The organism is Nonomuraea sp. 3-1Str (assembly GCF_031570565.1).
In the GTDB taxonomy this organism is placed as follows: domain Bacteria; phylum Actinomycetota; class Actinomycetes; order Streptosporangiales; family Streptosporangiaceae; genus Nonomuraea.
Window position 1 is genome coordinate 1 of sequence record NZ_JALHBK010000011.1, and the last position, 21,536, is coordinate 21,536.

Below are 21,536 nucleotides of genomic sequence, written 5' to 3' on the forward strand. Positions count from 1 at the left end.
CGGCGCCCTCGGCCAGGCCGCCCGGGCCCCCCCCCGCGCTTGCCGCCGCCCCCCCGCCGTCGCCCGCGGGGGCCGGCCCCGCCCCCCCGGTCCGCGAGCCAGGCCGACGCGCTCGCGGCCACGCTCACCGGACGCCCGCGCAGGTCCGGCAGGGCGGCCCACGGCACGGTGTGCAGCGGCCCGGCGGGCACCACCACCAGCGGCCGATCGCCCACGTCCGTCTCGACCGGCCGAAACAGCAGCCGCCCGACCTCCCGCGCCGCCTCCCACACCGGATCACCCGGACCGTGGGCCGGACGGTCCAGGGCGGGCCGGTTCGCGGGCGGGCCGTCGCCGAGGGTGTGGCGGCGCAGGGCGTAGCGCAGGTGGATGACCGCCTCCGCGACCTCCTCCAGGCCGCCCAGCCGTCGCACCACCGCCTGCTCCTCCGTCACCACCACGGCCACCAGCGACCCCCCGACCGCCACGAACTCCACCAGCGCCATGCCGCGCCGCCCCACCCCACAGGGCGCCGTCCCACCCTCCCCGGCCGCGTCCTGCGCCGCCCCACCAGTCCTGCCTCCACCCGGCGCCGTTCCACACCGCCGGCCGCCGTCCGGCGACGTCCCGCTCAGCGCGGCCCGCACCTCGTCCAGGTCCGCCACGTGCGGCGGGGGCGCGGCCACGGCCCGCCAGCGCTCGGCCCAGGCGAACACCTCGGCCGCGTCCCGGTCGCGGACCGCCAGCCGCAGCCCCAGCCCGGCCAGCCGCTCACCGGCCCGTGCCATGTGCGCCCGCAGCGCCGGGTCGTCGAACGCGCCGGCCTGACTCCCGACCTCGGCCAGCCCGTCACGGGCGGCACGGAGCGCGGCGGCGGTGTCGCCCCGCAGCTCCGCCTCCAGCGCCATGGCATGCCCCAGCACCGGCCCCGGCACCCGCCGCACCACGGGCGCCTCGGGCGCACGGACCAGCTCCTGCAGGGCGGGCGGCAGGGACGCCACCTTGGCAGGCGTCACACCCGGTCCCCGTGCCTGGCCGGGCCCGTGATCGGCAGCCCCCGCCTCCGAGCCCGCGCACGCCGCCGAGTCGCCGGCCGCGCTGCCCCGCACGGCCTGCGATGCGTCGCCGGGCACGGTCGTCAGGTGGGTGAGCTGGGTGAGGGCCGTCGGGCGGTCGTCCAGGGCGAGGGCGACCTCGGCCGCCTCCAGGCGGAGGGCGGCGGCGCCCGCCTGGTGGGCGGGGTCGCGTTCCAGCTCGCCGGCGCAGGCCACCAGGGCGGCCAGCAGCTCGGGCGCCGGACCGTCCAGGGCCAGGCGGGCACGCAGGACCACCTCACGGGCGAGCGGCAGCCAGGAGCGCCTGCCCTGCGCCTCCAGGTCGCGGGCCGCCCGCTCGGCGACCGCCAGGGCCCGCCGTGCGTCACCCGTCAGCAGCTCCGCCCTGGCCAGCTTCAGCCGGGCGTCCGCCAGCGCGACGTGTGCCCCGGACGCCTCCAGGTCGGGTACGGCCCGGCTGAGCAGCTCTCTGGCCTCGCCGGGCTGCTGCGCGGCCAGCAGGGCGCCCGCGAAGTCGGCCCGCATCGTGGCCAGCCGCTCGGGGAAGCCGAACAGGGCGTCCTCGGCCGCCCGGTAGTGGCCGAACGCGCCGGCCACGTCGCCCCGTCGTACGGCCACGAAGGGCAGGTTGGCGGCGGCCAGGCGCGCGAGGTGGTCGAGCCCGGCGTGCCGGGCGAGCTCCAGGCAGGCGGTGACGTCGTCCATGGCGGCGTCCCAGTCGCCGCGGAAGGCGTGGACCAGCCCGCGGTTGAGCAGCCCTCCGGCCAGGAACCTGTGGTCGTCGACGGTGCCCGGCGCCGCCGCCAGGACCTGTACGGCGCGGTCGCAGGCGGCCACGGCCTCCTGGTAGCGGCCGAGATGGGCCAGGGCCACGGCGCGCTGGGTGTCGAGCTTGGCCCGGTCGAGAGGCGACAGGGCCGGCCAGGCCAGGGCCGCGATGCGCAGGGCCTGGAGGGGGTGGCCGCGCTCGGTGCGTACCGTGACCAGCGACAGCCGGGCCTGGGCCGGCCGCTCGGGCGGCGCGCCGGGTGTGGCGACGGCGCGCCGCAGGTGGCGCTCGGCGGCCTCGAGGTCGCCGAGCTCCCGCGCGGCCAGGCCCATCGCCCTGAGCGCCACGGCGGCCGCCTCGGCCACGCCCCGCGCCTCGGCGGCCGACAGGACGGCCCGGGCGGCGAGCATGGCCTGCCGGGGATCGACGACCGAGCGCAGCACCGCCGCCTCGGCCGCCGCCACCAGCCCGCCCGTCACCAGCCCGGCCGCCATCAGGCGGGAGACGCGGGGGATGCCGGGGCGTGCGGACGTCACGGTCGGATGCGCACCCACCTCGTCTGGACGGGGGAATGCCCGGGCCGGTGGCAGACCACGCTGAGCCAGCCCGGAGGCAGGCCCGTGGCCGCGAAGTGGCCGGTGCCGGCCAGGCGTCTGGTCAGCGTCAGATGAGGGGTGCGGACGTCGACATGGCTGCCCTCTCCGGGATGCGGGACGATCTGTCCCGCCACGTCGATGAGTCCGTCGCCCACGGTCACCTCCAAGTCGAAGGTCAGGCCCGCCGCGACGAAGCGGACCAGCTGGCAGCCGTCCGAGCTGCGCACCTCGCGTGAGGCGGAGCACTCGGCCGGGACGGCGGTCACCGCTTGGGGGACCCGGAGCCCGTAGGCGTCGCGGGCGGCAGCGGAGACATGTTCTGGGAGCGGATCGTGCCCGGCGGCCAAACGGAGCGCCGCCAGGAAGTACTCTTCGTTGATCATTGCACCGTCTCCTGTAGGTGGATCAGAGTGCGCAGTCTTTCCAGGCACCGCGTTCTGGTAGGACCCACGCTGCCTATGGGCACGCCCAGTCGCACCGCCACCTGCTGGCTCTTGTGGTTCGTCGCTACCAGCTGGAGGAGGGTGCGGCATGGCTCGTGCAGGCTGGAGACCGCCTTCCAGAGCCGGCGGCTGCTGTCGGCCTCCAGGACGGCCGCCGCCGGATCAGGCTCGCCGGGCACGACCTCGGGGAGGGGAACGCCGGGGCGCTCCTTCCTGAGGATCAGCATCGCCTCACGACGGGTGGTCGTGGCCAGCCATGCGCCTATGCCCGATGGTTCCCTGATGGTGTGCAGATGCTCCAGCAGCCGCAGCCACGCTCCCTGGACCGCGTCCGCCGCATCCGCTTCGCTCAAGCCGCAGGCTCGGGCCACCGCCCACATTCGTGGCCCATACCTGCATTCGAGCGTGTCCCAGGCCGTCTGGTCGTCGTCGGCCGCTGCTTCGAGCAACTCGCCTGCGTGCCGTGGCTCGTGCATGCGGCCTCCTTCGCCCGCCCTACGAGGAGGCCACGCTGCCTCCCCGTAACTGGCCGAGGACTGAGCGTAAACTCTACAGACTCGACGGGACGAGAGACCCTAGATCAGGGATTTGCCTGGCCGTCGCGGGATCGAGCACCCGCTCGGCCGCCCGGCCCACCGGCAGCTCCCGCGCGGCGTCGGCGATGGCGCCCGCCACCAGGGCGGCGGCGAAGGACGTGCCACTCCACGCCGCGTACCCGTCGAACTCCCCGACCTCCAGATAGCTGCTGGTCAGCCACTCGCCGCGGGCGCACGCGTCGACCCAGGTGCCGTGCGCGGAGAACGGCGCCCGCCGCTGCTCGGACGCGTCCACCGCGCCGACCGCCACGACCCCCTGCAGCGCCGCCGGCCAGAACGGCCGGTCGCCGGCCGTGTTGCCCGCGCAGGCCACCTTGACCGTGTCGGGCAGCCCTCTGAGCGCGTCGGCCAGCAGCGGAGGCGGGCGGTCGTCGAAGGTGTGGCAGCCGAAGGACAGGTTGATCACCTGGGGCGCCCGCTCGCGCATCCGGTTCAGCGCCCGGATCACGGTCGCCTCGTCACCGAGGCCGTCGCCGTCGAGGACCCGCCGCACGCACAGCGACACGCCCGGGGCGCGGCGCAGGAGGAGGCCGGCGAGGAACGTGCCATGACCCGCCTGCGGACCGTCGGCGGCGTCCCCGTCGTCGCGGCCGAGGTCGCCGTACCAGCCGCTGGACTCCCACCACGGGTGCTTGGTGACGCCCGTGTCGAGCAGGCCCACCAGCACGGACGAGCGGCCTCTGGCGGGCCGGTGCGGGGCCGGGCGCACCGGGAACGGCCGGGACGCCGGGCCGCCGAAGAACAGCGGCTGGCCGGTGACCACGTGGTTGGGCGAGGCCCGGAAGCCGCGATCTCGCAGGTCCCGGGTGATCTCGCAGGCGTCGACGCCGCGCGACAGGTGGATCACACAGACGCCGTCGCCTTCGGAGACTGCCTGCGTCCAGCGGGCCACGGTGGACAGGGCGGTGCGGTCGGTCATCACCTGACCTGGCCGGATGAGCGCCTCGCCGACATATTCGATGTCCATGAGCGGGTATCTATCCGCGTCGGACCCCGCTGTCACGTGCCACAGCCGCAACAACTTGGTATGGGCCCCCTCTGGTGCCTGATCGCGACCGACGGTAGTCTCTCCCTAGTCACTTGTGATCATCCCAGGACGAGGCCGTTGGGGAAGGCGCACCTCGTACCGAAACGGGAGGTCCGGTGTCTGCTCGTGGCGTGCTCTACGTCCACTCGGCTCAGCCCGCGCTGTGCCCTCATATCGAATGGGCGGTCGCGGGTGTCCTTGGCGTGCCCGTGGACCTGACGTGGACGCCGCAACCAGCCGCGCCCAATGTCGTACGGGCGCAGGCGGAGTGGGAGGGCCGCCCCGGCATCGCGGCCGCCATCACGTCCTCGCTGATGGGCTGGCAGCGCATCAGATTCGAGATCACGGAGGACGCCTCGCAGGGCGTCGACGGGTCCCGCCACGCCTACACGCCCACACTCGGCGCCTTCAGCGCGGTCATCGGGGCGGCCGGCGACATCATGGTGCCCGAGGACCGGCTGCGCGCCGTCATGATGATGGCGGCCCAGGGGAGGTGCGTGCTGGAGGAGGAACTGGACAAGATGCTCGGCAAGCCGTGGGACGAGGAGCTGGAGCCGTTCCGCTACGCGGGTGACGGCGCCCCCGTCCGCTGGCTGCACGCCGCCGTCTGACCCCCCACGGGCCCCTACGGGCCCGCCACGGGCCTCCCGCCACGGTCTCCCACCTTCGGGTCTCCCCACCACGGGCCTCCCGCCCGGCGTCTCCGGACGCGTCTCTGAACGCCGTTGGGCCCCGCACCTTCGACAGGTGCGGGCCCATCCGGGTAGGACCGGGCTTACAACGGGATGTTGCCGTGCGCGCCCCGGGCCGGGGTGGCCTGGGCGAGCACCCTGGCGATCGCGCCGCGCGTCTCCGCGGGCCGGAGGACCTCGTCGATCACGCCGAGGTCCTGTGCGCGGGCCAGGCCGCCGGCGAGCCTCTCGTGCTCCTGCGCCAGGCGCTGCTCCAGCTCCGGCCGCTCCTCGTCGGAGGCCGCGGCCAGCTCGCGCCGCTTGAGGACGCGGACCGCCGCCACCGCGCCCATGACCGCGATCTCGGCCGTCGGCCAGGCGAACACCTTGGTGGCGCCGAGCGCGCGGGAGTTCATCGCGACGTACGCGCCCCCGTACGCCTTGCGGGTGACCAGCGTGACCCGCGGCACCGACGCCTCGGCGAAGGCGTGCAGCAGCTTGGCCCCGCGGCGGACGACGCCGTCGTGCTCCTGGCCGACGCCCGGCAGGTAGCCCGGCACGTCCACGAGGACCACCAGCGGCACCCCGAAGGCGTCGCACATGCGCACGAAGCGGGCGGCCTTCTCCGCGGAGGTGGCGTCGAGGCAGCCGGCGAGCCGCAGCGGGTTGTTGGCGACCACGCCGACGGTCCGCCCGCCGAGCCGGCCGAGGGTGGTGACGATGTTGGGCGCCCACTTCGGGTGCAGCTCCACGCCCGGCTCGTCGAGCAGGCCGTTGACCAGCGGCTTGACGTCGTAGGCGCGGCGGGCCGACTCGGGCAGCAGGCTGGAGAAGTCGACTTCCTCCACCTCGGAGGCGCGTACGCGGCCCTGGTGGCCGAGCAGCACGGCGAGCCGGCGCGCCGTGAGCAGCGCGTCGGTCTCGGTCCTGGTGACGACGTGGACGACGCCGCTGCGCTTGCTGTGGGGCTCGGGGCCGCCGAGCGCCGCGCTGTCGACGTCCTCACCGGTGACGCTGCGCACCACGTCGGGCCCGGTGACGAAGATCCGGCCGGAGTCGGCCAGGATGACCAGGTCGGTGAGCGCCGGGCCGTAGGCGGCGCCGCCGGCGGCGGCCCCGACGACCACGGAGATCTGCGGGACGACGCCGGACGCCTTCGTCATGGCGGCGAAGACCCGGCCGACGGCGTGCAGCGACTCGACGCCTTCGGCGAGTCGCGCACCGCCGGAGTGCCAGATCCCGAGGACCGGCACCCGCTCTCGGACGGCCACGTCGTAGGCGTGCACGATGTGCTCGCAGCCCTCGCTGCCCATCGCGCCGCCCTGGAAACGGGCGTCACTGCAGAAGGCGACGACGGGGACACCCTCGACGCGGCCCATCGCGGCGAGCACGCCGCTCTTGTCCTCAGGAGTGATCAGCCGCAGCGAGCCCTCGTCGAGCAGCGCGGCGAGGCGGACGGCGGGGTCGCGGGGATCAGCGGGCTCCTGGTCGGAGCCCGCGGCCGTCACCCTGTCGTCCGCAACGGTCATCAGGCGCTCTTGAAGACGACGGTCGCGTTGTGGCCGCCGAACCCGAACGAGTTGTTGACCGCGGCGATGTCGCCTTCCGGCAGGGCGCGGTTGGCGCCGTGGACGATGTCCACCTCGATCCCGTCGTCGGGATCGGCCAGGTTGATGGTCGCGGGAACGATCCGCTCCTGCAGCGCCTTGATCGTGAACACGGACTCGATGCCGCCCGCGCCGCCCAGCAGGTGGCCGGTCATGGACTTGGTCGAGGTGACCAGCGGGTGGACGCCGATGGCCTTGGCGACCGCCTGCACCTCGATGACGTCCCCGGCGGGAGTGGAGGTGGCGTGGGCGTTGACGTGCTTGACGTCCAGGCCGGTGATGTCGGCGTCGTTGAGCGCCTGGGTCATCGCCATGATGATGCCCCGGCCCTCCGGCTCCGGCTGGGTGATGTGGTGGGAGTCGGCGGAGTAGCCGACGCCCGCGGCGTAGGCGTACACGCGGGCGCCGCGTGCCCGGGCGTGCTCCTCGGACTCCAGCACCAGGATGCCGGCGCCCTCGCCGAGCACGAACCCGTCCCGCTCGCGGTCCCAGGGCCGCGACGCGCCGGCCGGGTCGTCGTTGCGGGTGGACATGGCACGCGCGGCGCAGAAGGCCGCGATGTTGAGGCCGTGGATCGCGGCCTCGGTGCCGCCCGCGACGACCACGTCGGCGCGGCCGGACCGGATCATGTCCATCGCGTAGCCGATGGCCTCGGCGCCGGAGGCGCAGGCGGACACGGTGGCGTGCACGCCGGCCTGGGCTCCGAGGTCGAGGCCGATCCACGCGGCCGGGCCGTTCGGCATGAGCATCGGCACGGTGAACGGCGAGAGCCGGTTCCAGCCGCGCTCCTTGTAGGTGTCGTAGGCCGACAGCGTGGTGTTGATGCCGCCGATGCCGCTGGACACCACGACGCCGAGCCGCTCGGGAGCGACCGGCGGCGCGCCGGCGTCCTGCCAGGCCTCGCGGGCCGCCACCAGGGCGAACTGCTCGCTCCGGTCGAGACGGCGGGCCTCGGGCCTGGGCAGCACCTCGGTGGGGTCGACCGCCGCCGTCCCCGCGAACTTCACGGGGACGGTGTCGATCCACTCCTCGGTGATGGCCTTGACGCCCGACTGACCGGCGAGGAGCGCCGACCAGGTCGAGGTGACGTCTCCACCGACGGGCGTCGTCGCGCCTAGCCCGGTGACGACGACACGTACCCGGTTCGCACTCACGTTTCTCGCTCCTTGTCGATCAGTAAGGTGACAATCGCTCAACCGGCAGCCCGCGAGCTGCCGATCGTCAGTTCTGGATGAAGGTGAGGACGTCCTTGACCGTCTTCAGGTTCTTGAGCTGGTCGTCGGGAATCTCGACGCCGAACTCGTCCTGGGCGGCCACGGCGATCTCGACCATGGACAGGGAGTCGATGTCGAGGTCGTCCACGAAGCTCTTCTCGGGGGTCACCTCGGAGGCCGGGATACCGGTGATCTCGTTGATGATCTTGCCGAGGCCCTCGAGAATCTCCTGCTCGGTGGCAGCCATGTCGTAGTTCTCCTTTGGTTCTATCTGGTTCTGTACGGCTCACGCCGTACAAGTCGTGTCCGGTGCGGCGGGAGCCGTACCGGATCCTACGGAACCTCGATGACTTGGCCCGCGTAGGTGAGGCCGGCGCCGAAGCCCAGGACGAGCGCGAGGTCGCCGGAGCGCACCTCGCCGCGCTCGATCATGCGCGAGAGCGCCAGCGGGATGGAGGCCGCCGAGGTGTTGCCGGCGGTGACGATGTCACGCGCCACGACGGCCTTGTCGGCGCCGAGCTTGCGCGCGATCGCCTCGATGATGCGCAGGTTGGCCTGGTGCGGGACGAACGCGGCCAGCTCCGAGGGGTCGACCCCGGCGCGGTCGCACGCCTCCTTGGCCACCGGGTGCAGCGCGGTGGTGGCCCAGCGGAACACCGTCTGGCCCTCCTGGTGGAGGTGGTCGTTGCGGTCGGTGATGGAGATCGCGTCGGCCTTGTCGCCCGAGCTGCCCCAGACGACCGGTCCGATCCCGGGCGTGTCGGCCGGGGCCACCACCGCGGCCCCCGCTCCGTCGGCGAAGATCACCGCGGTGGACCTGTCGGTCGGGTCCACCCACTGCGACAGCTTCTCCGAGCCGATGACGAGCACGTTGCGCGCCGAGCCGCCGCGGACGGCGGCGCTGGCGGTGGCCAGCGCGTAGCAGAAGCCGGCGCAGGCGGCGTTGACGTCGAACGCGCCCGGCGCCTGGATGCCCAGCCGGTGCGCCACCACGGCGGCGGCGTTGGGGATCTGCGTCTCCAGCGTGCAGGTGGCCACGATCACCAGGTCGACGTCGGCGGCGGACAGGCCGCTGGCGGCCAGGGCCTTGCCTCCGGCCTGCACGGCCATGTCCTCGACCGACTCGCCCTCGGAGGCGATGCGGCGCTCGCGGATGCCGACGCGCGACTGGATCCACTCGTCGTTGGTGTCCATGATCTTGGCCAGGTCGTCGTTGGTGACGACGGTGGCCGGCTGGTAGTGGCCGAAGGCCAGCACCTTCGCGCCTGGCGCGACGTCGGGGATCCTCACTTGATCAGCTCCTTGGCCGCGTCGAGGTCGTCGGGGGTCTTCAGCGCGACGGTGGGGACGCCCCGCAGCGCGCGCTTGGCCAGGCCGGTCAGGGTGCCGCCGGGGAGCAGCTCGATGATCGCGGTGACGCCCAGCTCGGCCATGGAGGCCATGCAGGAGTCCCACCGGACCGGGCTGCTGACCTGCTTGACCAGCCGGTCCAGGAAGTCGGGGCCGCTCGTCACGACCTGGCCGTCGGCGTTGGACAGCAGCCGGACCGCCGGGTCGGCGGGCGTCACGCCGGCCGCGGCCTCGCGCAGGGCGGCGACGGCCGGGGCCATGTGCACGGTGTGGAAGGCGCCCGCCACGGCGAGCGGGCGGAGCCTGGCGCGCTCGGGCGCGTCGTCCTGGAAGGCGGCGAGCTGCTCCAGCGTGCCGCCGGCGACGATCTGGCCGGCGCCGTTGATGTTGGCGGGGGTCAGGCCGTGCCTGTCGATGGCGGCGAGGACCTCGGCCTCGTCGCCGCCGAGGACCGCGGTCATGCCGGTCTCGGTGACGGCGGCGGCCTTGGCCATGGCCTGGGCGCGCTCGCGGACCAGCTCCAGCGCCTGCTCGGCGGTGAGGGTCCCGGCCAGCGCGGCGGCGGCGAACTCGCCGACGCTGTGCCCGGCCACCAGGTCGGGAGTCACACCGAGTGCCTCGGCGGAGGCGAGCGCGGCGGCCACGAGAAGAGGCTGCGCGACGGCGGTGTCGCGGATCTCGTCGGCGCCCGCGGTGGTGCCGTGGGCGATCAGATCCAGCCCTGCCACCTCGGACCACCCGGCGAGCCGGTCGGCCAGACCGGGCAGCTCAAGCCAGGGTGTCAGGAAACCCGGAGTCTGGGCGCCTTGGCCCGGAGCGACGATTGCAAGCACGAACTCCACCATGCCCTGTAGAACTCCGACACGCGGCTAAGGATCCGTACGAACTTTGTCCAACAGGTTTTGTACGGTTCCTACAATGGGGGTTTCCGGACAATTACGTTAGGGCCCGCCATGTCGCGGCGCTCTCCGTGAGGCGGCCCAGGATGAGGCCCACCTGCAGGGTGAAGGCGGAGCGTCCCTCGGTCGGCTGGTAGCCGGTCAGCTCGGTGATCTTCCGCAGACGGTAGCGGACCGTGTTGGGGTGGACGAACAGCAGCCGCGCCGTCGCCTCCAGCGAGGTGCCCTGCTCCAGGTACGTCGCCAGCGTGTCGAGCAGCGGCGTGCCCGCCAGCGGCAGGTACACGTTCTCCACGAGCTGCTCGCGCGCGTCCTCGTCGCCGTCCAGGGCCCGTTCGGCGAGCAGGTCGTCGGCGTGCACGGGGCGGGGGGCGTCGGGCCAGCCGGACGACGCCTTCAGCCCGGCCAGCGCGGCCCGCGCGGACCTCGCCGCGGCGTGCAGGTCGGGCACCTCCGGGCCGATGACGATCGGCCCCGGCCCGAACCGGGCCACCACCTGCCGGGCCGCCTCGTCCACGCTGCCGGCGCCGCCCACGATCACGATCAGCCGGTCGGCCTGCACCCCGGCCAGCAGGTCCATGCCGATGCGGCGGCCCTTCTCGCGCAGCCCGTCGATCACCGCCCGCGGGTCGTCCTCGGGGGCGTGACCGGCGATCACCACCACGGGGGAGGAGGTCCAGCCGAGCGCGGCGGCCCACGAGTGCAGCCCGTCGTCCACCTCGCCCCGGACCAGCGCGTCGACGATCAGGGCCTCCAGCCGGGCGTCCCAGGCGCCGCGGGCCTCGGCCTCGCGGGCGTAGACCTGGGCGGCGGCGAACGCCACGTCACGGGTGTAGCGCAGCATGGCCTGCTGGAGCTGGTCCTCGCCGCCGGGCGCGGCCAGCTCGTCACCCTGCGCCTCGACGACCTCCACCACCACGCGGACGATGTCGACCGTCTGCTGCAGCGAGATGGAGCGCTTCAGCTCGCGCGGGGCCGTGCCGAAGAACTCGATGCTGGGCTTCGGCCGGTTCTCGCCGGCGTGCTGGAACCACTCCACGAACGCGGCGATGCCGGCCTGCGCCACCAGGCCCACCCAGGAGCGGTCCTCGGCGCTGAGCGCGCGGAACCATGGCAGTTGCTCGTCCATGCGCGCCATGGCGGCCGTGCCGAGCGCGCCCATGGCGCGCTCCAGCCTGCGCGTGGTGTCCTCCCGGGTCCGGTCTGTCACGCCTCCTAGAGTGCCAGGTCCGCACGACCGGCCGCGACGCACGGCGACGGCCGGGCCGGAACGGGGCCGCGGTCAGATCACGGCCACGGCCGTGATGAGCCCGATGGCCACGTGCGTGGCGGCGAGCAGCCGCGCGCCCGGCTGGATCTCCGGCTCCTTGACGAGGTCGCGCACCGAGATGCCGACGACCTTGTCGAAGATCATCATCGCCACGGTCTGCACCACGATGCCGACCAGGCCGAAGACCGCGGTGCCCGCCAGCCCCTCGGCGAGCCGGCCGCCGGAGGACCAGATCGAGGCGGCCACGATGAGCCCAACGGCGATCATGGCGGAGGTGGCGAGCAGGGTGGCGTTGGGGTTGCGCTCGGTGCGGATGATCGCGCTGAGCTTGCCGGGGGTGGCGAGGTCGATCACGTAGAAGCCGACGATCAGCAGCACCACGCCGACGGCGGCGTAGGCGGCGATGGCGCCGGCGCCGCGGGCGAGGGTTTCCAGCAGGGTCATGGTCGCTCGATTCGGTGGGGGACGAAGGAGGAGGTGTCGTCGGTGATCAAACCCGCGGTCTCGCGGATGCCGAGGCCGGCCGCCTCGTCGGCGACCACCCAGGCGCCGAGCACCGGCCGCTGGCCGTCGAACTCGGGCAGGGCCTCGAAGCCCTGGTAAACGAAGCCCTCACGCCCGTACTCGCCCGGGGTCTCGTGCCCGCCCTCCGGGGTGACGACGCGCATCGACGCGCCCTCCCTGCCCAGCAGCGGTTTGACGATGTACGAGGTCAGGTCGCGGGGCCCGTCGAGGTAGGCGGGAAGCAGGTTGGGGTGGCCGGGGTACAGCTCCCACAGGACGGCGAGCAGGGCCTTGTTCGACAGCAGGACCTTCCACAGGGGCTCGATCCAGGTGGCGTGCCGGACGGCGTGCCGCCCGAACGGGTCGGCCAGCATCCACTCCCACGGGTACAGCTTGAAGACCGAGCGCATCCACCGCTCCTCGACGTCGACGAAGCGCCGGTTCAGCTCGTCCCAGCCGAGGTCCTCCATGGCGACCGCCACCGTGGAGCGCCCGGCCTGCTCGGCCGTCTCCTGGAGGTAGGCGAGGGTCATCGCCTCCTCGCCGGTCTCGTCCATGGACGTCCACGAGAAGTGGGTGGGGCCGGGCGGCAGCGCCATGGCGGCCCAGCGGTCGACGAGCCGCTCGTGGACGGAGTTCCACTGGTCGTCGTCCGGATGCGTGTCCTTCAGCCAGAACCACTGCACGACCGCCGACTCCACCAGCGAGGTCGGCGTGTCGGCGTTGTACTCCAGCAGCCTGGCCGGGCCCGTGCCGTCGTAGCGCAGGTCGAAGCGGCCGTACAGGTGGGGGTCGCGGCGCTCCCACGACCGCCTGACGTCCTCCACGGCCCACTCGGGGATGGCGAAGTCCGCGAAGCGGCCGGTCTCCACGACGTGGGCCGCTGCGCGCAGGCACATCTCGTGCAGCTCTTCGACCTGCGCCTCCAGCGCCTCTACCTCGTCCATGGAGAAGACATAGTGGACGGACTCGTCCCAGTACGGGCGGCTGAGCCCCTCGGGGTGGGCCGCGCGGTGGTAGGCCAGCCCCTGGCTCTCTATGATCTTGTCCCAGCCGTTCCTCGGCGTCCCGCGTTCGCGCCGCACGCGTCAGCTCCCGCTGCTGGAGCGGCCGCCGAAGCCGCCCCGCTGGATCGACTTGCCCGTGCGGGAGGAGATGGTCACGTCGGAGGGGCGCAGAGTGGTGCCGCCGCGCACGTGGGTGCCGACCCGCCTGCCGCCGTAGTACCAGTGGTAGGCGGCGCGGGGGCCGCTGCTGTAGTAGTAGCCGCCGCCACCACTGTCGTCGTCGTCGCAGTAGTCGTCGTCGACGACGGGGTACGAGCCGTCGGGGAGCTGCTGGCTCGTGTCGACGCAGTCGGCGGTGACGTCGTCGTCGTCGGACTGGGCGGCGCAGTAGCCGACGACCATCACGGAGACGATGCCGATGACGGACAGCGTGACCACTTTGGATGCCTTGGACCGCCGGGGCGGTTGCTGCGGTTGTTGTGGTCTCGGCTGTCCCATGAGCTCCTGCTTTCGTTGGCCGATCAGCCTAGCGGGGGCCATCCCGCGGCATCAATGTCCCTTAGGGGACGAACTACCTGCGGGTAGGAGTTCCCCATGAAACCGGTCGAGGCTCTGCGTGAGATCGCCTTCCTCCTGGAACGGGCCGGAGAGCCCACCTACCGCGTGCGCGCGTTCCGCCGGGCGGCGGCCGTGGCCGAGTCGCTGCCGGACGACGAGCTCGTACGCCTGGCCGGCGCGGGCGGCCTCGCCGACCTGCCGGGCATCGGCAAGGTCACCGCCCTGACCATCACCGAGGCGCTGGACGGCCAGGTGCCCGCTTACCTGCGCAGGCTGCGCGCGACCGAGGGCGCCGATCTGGACGAGGAGACCGCGGCGCTGCGCTCGGCGCTCAAGGGCGACCTGCACAGCCACTCCGACTGGTCGGACGGCGGCTCGCCGATCGAGGAGATGGCCGGGACCGCCCGGGCGCTCGGCCACGACTACTGGGCCCTGACGGACCACTCGCCCCGCCTGACCGTCGCCAACGGCCTGTCGCCTGCTCGCCTGCGCCGCCAGCTCGACCTCGTGGAGCGGCTCAACGAGCGCCTCGCGCCGTTCCGGGTGCTCACCGGCGCCGAGGTGGACGTCAACCTCGACGGCACCCTCGACCAGGAGCCCGAGCTGCTCGAACGGCTCGACGTGGTCGTGGCCAGCGTCCATTCCAAGCTGCGCATGAACCGCCACGAGATGACCCGCCGGATGGTCGCCGCCGTCGCGAACCCGCATGTCGACGTGCTCGGGCACTGCACCGGGCGGATCGTGCGCGGCGGCGGCCGGCGGGGCGGGGTGCGGCCGGAGTCGGAGTTCGACGCCGAGATCGTCTTCGAGGCGTGCCGCCGCTTCGGGGTGGCCGTGGAGATCAACTCCAGGCCGGACCGGCTGGACCCGCCGAAGCGGCTGATGCTGCTCGCGTACGAGATGGGGTGCGACTTCGCGATCGACTCCGACGCGCACGCGCCGGGGCAGCTCGACTGGCAGAGGTTCGGCTGCGAGCGGGCGGCGCGGTGCGGGATCGAGGCCGGGCGGATCGTGAACACGCGGCCGGTGGAGGACCTGCTGGCGTGGACCCGCCGCCGGTCGTAGACGGGCGTGGGGCCGGTGGCGGGCCGTCGTGCGGGCCGCCGTGGGGGCGTTCGCGGGCGTGGGGGTGAGAGCCCTGTGGCCTGGCGGTGACGGCGAGGTGCCGGGGACGTCGCGGGACGCGCGATTGTCGGTGGCGGCGCGTAGCGTCCTGGCTGTGAACCGTACCGATCGGCTGTACGCGCTCGTCGAGGACCTGCGCGCGATCTCCCCGCGTTGCCGCTCGGCGCGCGAGCTGGCCGGCAGGTTCGAGGTGAGCGTCCGCACGATCGAGCGCGACATCGCCGCCCTCCAGGAGTCCGGGGTGCCGATCTACGCCGAGCCGGGGCGCAGGGGCGGGTACGCGCTCGACAAGAAGATGTCCCTTCCCCCGCTCAACTTCTCGCCGGCCGAGGCCGTGGCCATCGCGCTGGCGCTCAGCAGGGCCGGCGACCAGCCGTTCGGCCGGGAGGCGCGCAGCGCGCTGCGCAAGGTGGTGGCCGCCATGCCCGGCCGGGAGGGCGAGCTGGCGCGCGAGCTGGCCCGCCGGGTGCAGGTCGTCGCCGAGCCCGGTGACCGAGGCGCGGGCGGCCGGCCGCTCGGCGCCGAGGGCGTCTCGCGGGCGATCGAGGAGGCGCTGCTGCGCCGCCGCGTGCTGCGGCTGGAGTACGCCGACGCCAAGGGCGCGCTGACCTCGCGCGACGTGGAGCCCGGGGTGTTCCTGGGCGGCCGGGGCGGGTTCTGGTACCTGGTGGCGTGGTGCCGGTTACGCGACGACGTCCGGGTGTTCCGGCTGGACCGGATCGCCTCCGCCGGCGTCACCGGCGAGCGCTGCCCTGACCGCCCGCTCGAAGGCTTCGCACCCGACCTGCCGGAGATGGTGGTCCACGGCACGATTCTCGATCAGTAGCTCGAAAAGTCATGAGGAAACACCGACATAGGGCTGTCGTCTCACCAGTGGATCGTCATCGTGTTCGACAAATGAGAGGGCGGGGATGGACGACACGGTGACCTGGTTCGAGGTGGCGACGGCCGACCCCGAAGGCACCCCGGGCCACCTTTTCAGGATCTTCCACCCGAGGCCATGAGCCGCGGCGAGCCGCCGCCGGCGCCTTCCCCGCCGGCCGGCGGCCCGCCGCAAGGGCTCGTGGCGGGCCGCCCCGCCTCCCGCCGGGCGGCCCCCTCCCTGGACACGCCGCCGACCGCCGAGCGGCGGCGCGTCCAGGGCTTTTCGCCGTCGCGGCGCCTGCCGTTGTGCGCGCCGTCGGAACGTGGGATCAGGCCGCCGGAACGTGGGATCAGAAGGCGGCCTTGGCGAGCCAGCGGTCCAGGACGGAGCGGTCGCCGACGACGGTCAGCGTGGGGGCGAAGCGCCGGCCGTACAACATGAGCAGCAGGTCGCGGGCGGGGCCGCGGACGGCCGTGTCCGCCTTGGTGTGGCCGCGCGTCCAGGCGACCGTGCCCGCCGCGCCCTGGACGACGGTCCACTCGCCCGCGCCCTCGGGAAGGTCCTTCGCCGCGGGCGGTGTGTCGGTGGCGTGCAGGTGGATCGTGGCGCCTTCCGCGTCCAGCTCGGCCAGGCGGCGGGCGACCCAGACGGCGTGCGGCAGGTTGCCGAGCAACTCCTCGATGCCGTCCAGCGCCGTCGCCGCGGGGATCGCCGGGTCCGCGCCCAGGGCCAGCTCGGCGTCGGCCCGGTGGACGAGCAGCTCGAACGCCATCCGCCGCGCCCAGTACGCCGCCGACTGGTCGCCGCCCCACGACCACACCCGCGTCGCCGGGTCGGTGGCGCGCAGCGTGGCCACCAGCTCGGCGGCCCCCCGCGCCAGCCAGGCCGGGTCGCCGCTCGCCCCCTCGGGCAGGCCGTTGGGCACCTGGCGCGACCAGATGCGCTCCTGCACGCGGTCGCGCAGGATGTGGATCACCCAGCGATGCGTGGTGCCGACGTGGGTGATCAGCTCGGCGAGCGTCCAGCCGGGGCAGGTGGGCACCGGCGTGCCGGGGTCGGCCCCGGACACCAGCTCGACGAGCCTGGCGGCCTCGGCCTCGACGTGCGCGGGATAGTCGGTCACGTGCCCGAGCCTAGACCGGCCCGGGCACGCGTGGCGGACGAGCGGCGGTCCGGCGGTCAGGTGGCCGAGCAGACGGCGCCGCGGGCCGGCAGCTTGCCGGAGAGGAGGTAGGAGTCGACCTTGCGCTGGATGCAGCGGTTGCCCGACGTGTACGCGCCGTGGCCCTCGCCCTCGTACGTCATCAGCCGGGCGGTCTTCAGCTCCGCGGTCAGGCGCGGCGCCCACTGGTACGGCGTGGCCGGGTCGCCCTTGCCGCCCACCACGACGATCGGCGCCGACCCCGTGGCGTTCACGTGCCGGGCCTGGTCGTTGCCCGGGACCGGCCAGAAGCGGCACAGCCCGCCCGAGCCCTCACCGCCGAACAGCGGCGAGATCCTGGTCGACTCCGCCCACGTGCCGCGCAGCTGCTGGTCGTCGGGACGCTCCGCCGAGTCCACGCAGGTGATCGCCGGGAAGCTGGACATCTGCGTCGAGAAGTGGCCGCGCTCGTCACGCCCGGTGTAGGAGTCGGCCAGGAACATCAGCGCCTCGCCCCGGCCCTTGATCCCCGCGGCGATCGCCTTCTCCAGGAACGGCCACGACAGCTCCGAGTACAGGGCCGCGGCGACCCCGGTCGAGGCCAGGCCCTGGGTGAGCTGCCGGCCGTTCACGGTGAGCGGCTTGGTCACGAGGCGGTTCATGAGCCGGTCGACATTGGCGCTCGCCGCCTTGACGGTCTTGCCGAATTCGCAGCCGCTCTTCACGCAGTCCTTCAGGAACGTCTCGTACTCCCGCTGGAAGCCGCTGGTCTGCGCGATCGTGCGCTCGCCGAAGGTGATCGCCGGGTCGAGGGGGGCGTCGAGCACCATCCGGCCGACGTTCTCCGGGTACAGGGTGGCGTAGACGGCGCCGAGTTGCGTGCCGTACGACATGCCGAAGTAGTTGAGCTTGGGCTCCCTGAGAGCGGTGCGCAGCCGGTCCATGTCGCGGGCGGCGTTCACCGTGCCCACGTACGGCAGGACCGAGCCCGAGTCGCGCTGGCAGAGCCGGGCGAACTCCCGGTTGGCGGCCTGGCCGGCCAGGCGGGTCCGCTCGTCGATCGGGAGCGTGTTGACCGCCACCCACCGGTCCAGGTCGGCGTCGCTGCCGCAGCGCACGCCCGCGCTGCGCTCGACGCCGCGCGGGTCGAAGCTGATCAGGTCGTAGCGCGCGCGCAGCGTGTCGAACGACTTGGCGGCCTGGTCCAGCGTGTCGACGCCGGAGCCGCCGGGGCCGCCGAAGTTGAAGACCAGCGAGCCGAGGCGGCGCTTCTGGCCGGTGGCCGCGACCTTGATCAGGGCGAGCTGGATCGTGTCGCCGCCCGGATTCTCGTAGTCGAGGGGGACGGCCAGCTTGGCGCACCTGACGGCGGGGTCCTGCTGAGCGGGGGTCTGCCCGCCGGGCCGTTTGATGTCCGTGCACGGGCCCCAGGAGATGGGCGGGACCACTCCCTTGGGGTCGGTGTCGGGCTTCGCCGTGCCCGCGCAGGCACTGGTGGACAGGGCCAGCGCGGCGGCGACGGCCAGGACATGACGCATGAATCTTCCCCCTCGGCTCTCCGGGGGAAGTAGTGCCCACAATACGTGAGACTCCACCAGGAACGGAGTGAGGCGACGCGCCCCTCGGGACGCGTCGCCTCACTCTCACCTGTGGCCGCCGGGCATGGGACGTGCCGGTCAGACGCCCATCGACTGCGTGTCGTTGCTCTCGGCGCCGCCGGCCTCGGTCACGCCGTTCTTGAGGTGGTAGCGGGCGATCGCCTCGCTCAGCACCTCGTCGTCGAGCTCGCCGCGCTTGACCAGGCTCGTGAGCACGGCCAGCGTGATCGACGCCGCGTCGACGTGGAAGTGGCGGCGCAGCGCCGAGCGGGTGTCGGACAGGCCGAACCCGTCGGTGCCGAGCGACGACCAGTCACCCGGGACCCACTGGGCGATCTGGTCCTGGACCGCCTTCATGTAATCGCTGACGCCCACGAACGGCCCCTGGGCCTGCGACAGCGCCTGCGTCACGTACGGCACGCGCGGCTCGGCCTCCGGGTTGAGCAGGTTGTGCTCCTCGCAGGCGAGCGCGTCGCGGCGCAGCTCGGTCCACGACGTGGCCGACCAGACGGCGGCCGACACACCCCAGTCCTCGGCCAGCAGCCGCTGCGCCTCCACGGCCCACGGGCCCGCCACGCCGGAGACGAGGATGTTGGCCTTCGGGCCCTGCACCTGCGGGCCGTCGGAGAACTTGTACAGGCCCTTGAGCAGGCCGTCCACGTCGAGCCCGGCGGGCTCGGCCGGCTGGAGGTAGGGCTCGTTGTAGACGGTCAGGTAGTAGAAGACGTCCTCGGGCTGGTCGCCGTACATGCGGCGCAGGCCGTCCTTGACGATGTGCGCCACCTCGAACGCCCACGACGGGTCGTAGGAGATCGCGGCCGGGTTGGTCGAGGCGATGAGCGGCGTGTGGCCGTCCTCGTGCTGGAGGCCCTCGCCGTTCAGCGTGGTGCGGCCCGCGGTGGCGCCGAGCAGGAAGCCGCGGCCCATCTGGTCGCCCATCTGCCACATCTGGTCGCCGGTGCGCTGCCACCCGAACATCGAGTAGAAGATGTAGATCGGGATCATGTGCTCGCCGTGCGTGGCGTACGCGGTGCCGGCGGCGATCGCCGAGGCCATCGAGCCCGACTCGCTGATGCCCTCGTGCAGGATCTGGCCCTGCACGGCCTCCTTGTACGACAGCAGCAGCTCCCTGTCGACGGCCTCGTACGTCTGGCCGTGCGGCGAGTAGATCTTCGCCGTGGGGAACATCGCGTCGAGGCCGAACGTGCGCGCCTCGTCCGGGATGATCGGCACGAACCGGTGGCCGATCTCCTTGTCGCGCATGAGGTCCTTCAGCAGGCGCACGAACGCCATGGTGGTGGCCACCTGCTGCTTGCCGGAGCCCTTGCCGAACGTCTTGTAGACGTCGTCGCCGGGCAGCTTGACCGGCTTGGCCCGCAGCACGCGCTTGGGCAGCACGCCGCCCAGCGCCGCGCGGCGCTCCTTCATGTACTCGATCTCGGGGTCGTTCTCGCCCGGGTGGAAGTACGGGGGCAGCTCGCCCTCCAGGGCCGAGTCCGGGATCGGCAGGTAGAGCCGGTCGCGGAACTCCTTCAGCTCGGCCTTGGTGAGCTTCTTCATCTGGTGGGTGGCGTTGCGCGCCTCGAAGTCCTTGCCCAGGGTCCAGCCCTTGATGGTCTGGGCGAGGATGACGGTCGGCTGGCCGACGTGCTCGCGCGCCGCCTTGAACGCCGCGTAGACCTTGCGGTAGTCGTGGCCGCCGCGCGACAGCTTGCGGATGTCGTCGTCGGTCAGGTGCTCGACCATCTTGCGCAGGCGCGGGTCGCCGCCGAAGAAGTTGTCGCGGATGTAGCCGCCCGACTCGACCGAGTAGGTCTGGAACTGGCCGTCGGGGGTGGTGTTCATCTGGTTGACCAGCACGCCGTCGACGTCGGCCGCCAGCAGCGGGTCCCAGTCGCGGCCCCAGACGACCTTGATGACGTTCCAGCCGGCGCCGCGGAAGTAGGACTCCAGCTCCTGGATGATCTTGCCGTTGCCGCGGACGGGGCCGTCGAGGCGCTGCAGGTTGCAGTTGATGACGAACGTGAGGTTGTCGAGCTCCTCGCGGGCCGCCAGGCCGATCGCGCCGAGCGACTCGGGCTCGTCCATCTCGCCGTCGCCGAGGAACGCCCAGACGTGGCTGCGGCTGGTGTCCTTGATCTGGCGGTTCAGCAGGTAGCGGTTGAACCGCGCCTGGTAGATCGCGCCGATCGGGCCCAGACCCATCGACACCGTGGGGAACTCCCAGAAGTCCGGCATCAGGCGCGGGTGCGGGTAGGAGGGCAGGCCGTGGAAGCCGTGCGACAGCTCCTGCCGGAACGCGTCGAGCTGTGCCTCGTTGAGGCGGCCCTCCAGGAAGGCGCGGGCGTAGATGCCGGGGGCGGCGTGGCCCTGGAAGAAGACCTGGTCGCCGGACTCGCCGTGGTCCTTGCCGCGGAAGAAGTGGTTGAAGCCCACCTCGTAGAGGGACGCCGCGGAGGCGTAGGTCGCGATGTGGCCGCCGACGTTGGTGCGGGCGTTGGCCCGGGAGACCATGATCGCGGCGTTCCAGCGGATGTAGGCGCGGATGCGGCGCTCGACGTGCTCGTCACCCGGGAACCAGGGCTCGCGCTCCGGCGGGATCGTGTTGATGTAGTCGGTGCTGCGCAGGCCCGGCACGCCGACCTGGTGCTCGCGGGCCCGCTCCAGCATGCGGAGCATCAGATAACGGGCCCTGGTACGGCCCTCGGTCTTGACGACGTTGTCGAGGGACTCGAGCCACTCGTTGGTCTCGCTGGGGTCGACATCAGGCAACTGGCTGGGTAGGCCGTCGCTGATGATCGAGAAACGCTGGCGTCCGGAAGCCACTGGGTCTCGCCTTCCGAGGATGACGGATGTCTGGTCTGGGTCGCCTTCCATCCTGGTCGCTCGCCGTAGAAAGTGCATCTCTACTGGTCGGTAACCGGGACGTCCCTGCTGGCAGGGCGGCTAGTGGTGGCCTAGACCACCGATGGTAGGACGAATCAAGGGCCAAGGTTACATTGGGCGGCCAATTTAACAAGTCGGGAAAAGCTGTGAAATTTCGCCCTCATGTGTGGAGTATCCCCCGAAGGGTGGACACCGTCACCCGCGGGGGCGCGCACGCCGCGCGAGTCTAGCCGGGGGACCTGTGGACGGCGGCCGGTGGGGGCGGCCCGGGCGCAGGTCGGGGCGTGCCCTCCGGGCTGTCAGGTGAGCCGTTCGGCGGGCCGGGAGCGGGGGCCGGTGGTGTCTCACGGCCGGGGTACGGGCGGGATTCCGGGCG

Annotated in this window: 19 protein-coding genes; 3 read left to right on the forward strand and 16 right to left on the reverse strand. The window is 72.9% G+C overall.

The annotated features are described in order from the left end of the window. The 4 genes from MTP10_RS18880 to MTP10_RS18895 all read right to left on the reverse strand — a co-directional run. Window positions 1–2,339 (reverse strand): hypothetical protein (locus MTP10_RS18880; protein WP_310710791.1); only part of this gene is annotated, 2,339 nt, incomplete at its 3' end. After that, window positions 2,336–2,782 carry a hypothetical protein gene (locus MTP10_RS18885; protein ID WP_310710792.1) on the reverse strand — a complete coding sequence of 149 codons (447 nt, stop codon included), beginning with the start codon at window positions 2,780–2,782 and terminating at the stop codon, window positions 2,336–2,338. The genes MTP10_RS18885 and MTP10_RS18880, both read right to left, overlap by 4 nt. Beyond that, window positions 2,779–3,318 carry a sigma-70 family RNA polymerase sigma factor gene (locus MTP10_RS18890; RefSeq protein ID WP_310710793.1) on the reverse strand — a complete coding sequence of 180 codons (540 nt, stop codon included), beginning with the start codon at window positions 3,316–3,318 and terminating at the stop codon, window positions 2,779–2,781. Before MTP10_RS18890 ends, MTP10_RS18885 begins: the two co-directional genes overlap by 4 nt. 73 nt (window positions 3,319–3,391) lie before the next feature. Then, the gene (locus tag MTP10_RS18895; RefSeq protein WP_310710794.1) at window positions 3,392–4,405 is read right to left on the reverse strand and encodes a S8/S53 family peptidase; all 1,014 of its coding nucleotides are present in this window, start codon (window positions 4,403–4,405) and stop codon (window positions 3,392–3,394) included. Between the two features lie 176 nt (window positions 4,406–4,581). Between MTP10_RS18895 and MTP10_RS18900 the strand changes: the two genes are divergently transcribed. Continuing rightward, the gene (locus MTP10_RS18900; RefSeq protein ID WP_310710795.1) at window positions 4,582–5,076 is read left to right on the forward strand and encodes a DUF3145 domain-containing protein; all 495 of its coding nucleotides are present in this window, start codon (window positions 4,582–4,584) and stop codon (window positions 5,074–5,076) included. 164 nt (window positions 5,077–5,240) lie between these two features. Here MTP10_RS18900 and MTP10_RS18905 read toward each other — a convergent pair whose 3' ends face one another. From MTP10_RS18905 to MTP10_RS18945, 9 genes are all read right to left on the reverse strand, one after another. Next, a complete protein-coding gene (locus tag MTP10_RS18905; RefSeq protein ID WP_310710796.1) occupies window positions 5,241–6,665 on the reverse strand; it encodes a carboxyl transferase domain-containing protein in 1,425 nt (474 codons plus the stop codon). Beyond that, complete coding sequence (gene fabF / locus MTP10_RS18910; protein WP_310710797.1) at window positions 6,665–7,897, reverse strand: beta-ketoacyl-ACP synthase II; 1,233 nt, start codon at window positions 7,895–7,897, stop codon at window positions 6,665–6,667. Before fabF ends, MTP10_RS18905 begins: the two co-directional genes overlap by 1 nt. 67 nt (window positions 7,898–7,964) lie before the next feature. Beyond that, on the reverse strand, window positions 7,965–8,204 hold the full coding sequence (locus MTP10_RS18915) for an acyl carrier protein (RefSeq protein ID WP_148030187.1): 240 nt from the start codon (window positions 8,202–8,204) through the stop codon (window positions 7,965–7,967). 86 nt (window positions 8,205–8,290) lie between these two features. Beyond that, window positions 8,291–9,247 carry a beta-ketoacyl-ACP synthase III gene (locus tag MTP10_RS18920; protein ID WP_310710798.1) on the reverse strand — a complete coding sequence of 319 codons (957 nt, stop codon included), beginning with the start codon at window positions 9,245–9,247 and terminating at the stop codon, window positions 8,291–8,293. Further along, a complete protein-coding gene (locus MTP10_RS18925; protein WP_310710799.1) occupies window positions 9,244–10,140 on the reverse strand; it encodes an ACP S-malonyltransferase in 897 nt (298 codons plus the stop codon). The genes MTP10_RS18920 and MTP10_RS18925 overlap by 4 nt, the downstream gene beginning before the upstream one ends. Window positions 10,141–10,243: 103 nt before the next feature. After that, window positions 10,244–11,368 carry a helix-turn-helix domain-containing protein gene (locus MTP10_RS18930; protein ID WP_310711004.1) on the reverse strand — a complete coding sequence of 375 codons (1,125 nt, stop codon included), beginning with the start codon at window positions 11,366–11,368 and terminating at the stop codon, window positions 10,244–10,246. A gap of 120 nt (window positions 11,369–11,488) precedes the next feature. After that, window positions 11,489–11,920: a DUF350 domain-containing protein gene (locus tag MTP10_RS18935; protein WP_310710800.1), complete on the reverse strand. Its 432-nt coding sequence runs from the start codon at window positions 11,918–11,920 to the stop codon at window positions 11,489–11,491. Continuing rightward, a complete protein-coding gene (locus MTP10_RS18940; protein WP_310710801.1) occupies window positions 11,917–13,065 on the reverse strand; it encodes a glutathionylspermidine synthase family protein in 1,149 nt (382 codons plus the stop codon). Before MTP10_RS18940 ends, MTP10_RS18935 begins: the two co-directional genes overlap by 4 nt. A 3-nt stretch (window positions 13,066–13,068) precedes the next feature. Beyond that, the gene (locus tag MTP10_RS18945; protein WP_310710802.1) at window positions 13,069–13,425 is read right to left on the reverse strand and encodes a hypothetical protein; all 357 of its coding nucleotides are present in this window, start codon (window positions 13,423–13,425) and stop codon (window positions 13,069–13,071) included. 156 nt (window positions 13,426–13,581) lie between these two features. On the opposite strand from MTP10_RS18945, the gene MTP10_RS18950 reads away from it, so the two are divergent. Both MTP10_RS18950 and MTP10_RS18955 read left to right on the forward strand, forming a co-directional pair. Next, window positions 13,582–14,610 (forward strand): PHP domain-containing protein, encoded by a 1,029-nt coding sequence (locus MTP10_RS18950; RefSeq protein WP_310710803.1) that lies wholly within the window; start codon window positions 13,582–13,584, stop codon window positions 14,608–14,610. A gap of 154 nt (window positions 14,611–14,764) precedes the next feature. Then, entirely contained in the window at window positions 14,765–15,496 is a 732-nt protein-coding gene (locus MTP10_RS18955; RefSeq protein WP_310710804.1) for a YafY family protein, read from the forward strand. Between the two features lie 388 nt (window positions 15,497–15,884). Here MTP10_RS18955 and MTP10_RS18960 read toward each other — a convergent pair whose 3' ends face one another. The 3 genes from MTP10_RS18960 to aceE form a co-directional block, all read right to left on the reverse strand. Further along, on the reverse strand, window positions 15,885–16,658 hold the full coding sequence (locus tag MTP10_RS18960) for a maleylpyruvate isomerase family mycothiol-dependent enzyme (RefSeq protein ID WP_310710805.1): 774 nt from the start codon (window positions 16,656–16,658) through the stop codon (window positions 15,885–15,887). Window positions 16,659–16,714: 56 nt separating this feature from the next. Beyond that, entirely contained in the window at window positions 16,715–18,214 is a 1,500-nt protein-coding gene (locus MTP10_RS18965) for an alpha/beta hydrolase (RefSeq protein ID WP_310710806.1), read from the reverse strand. 138 nt (window positions 18,215–18,352) lie between these two features. After that, window positions 18,353–21,100 (reverse strand): pyruvate dehydrogenase (acetyl-transferring), homodimeric type, encoded by a 2,748-nt coding sequence (gene aceE / locus MTP10_RS18970; protein ID WP_397334478.1) that lies wholly within the window; start codon window positions 21,098–21,100, stop codon window positions 18,353–18,355. Between the last annotated feature and the right edge of the window lie 436 nt (window positions 21,101–21,536).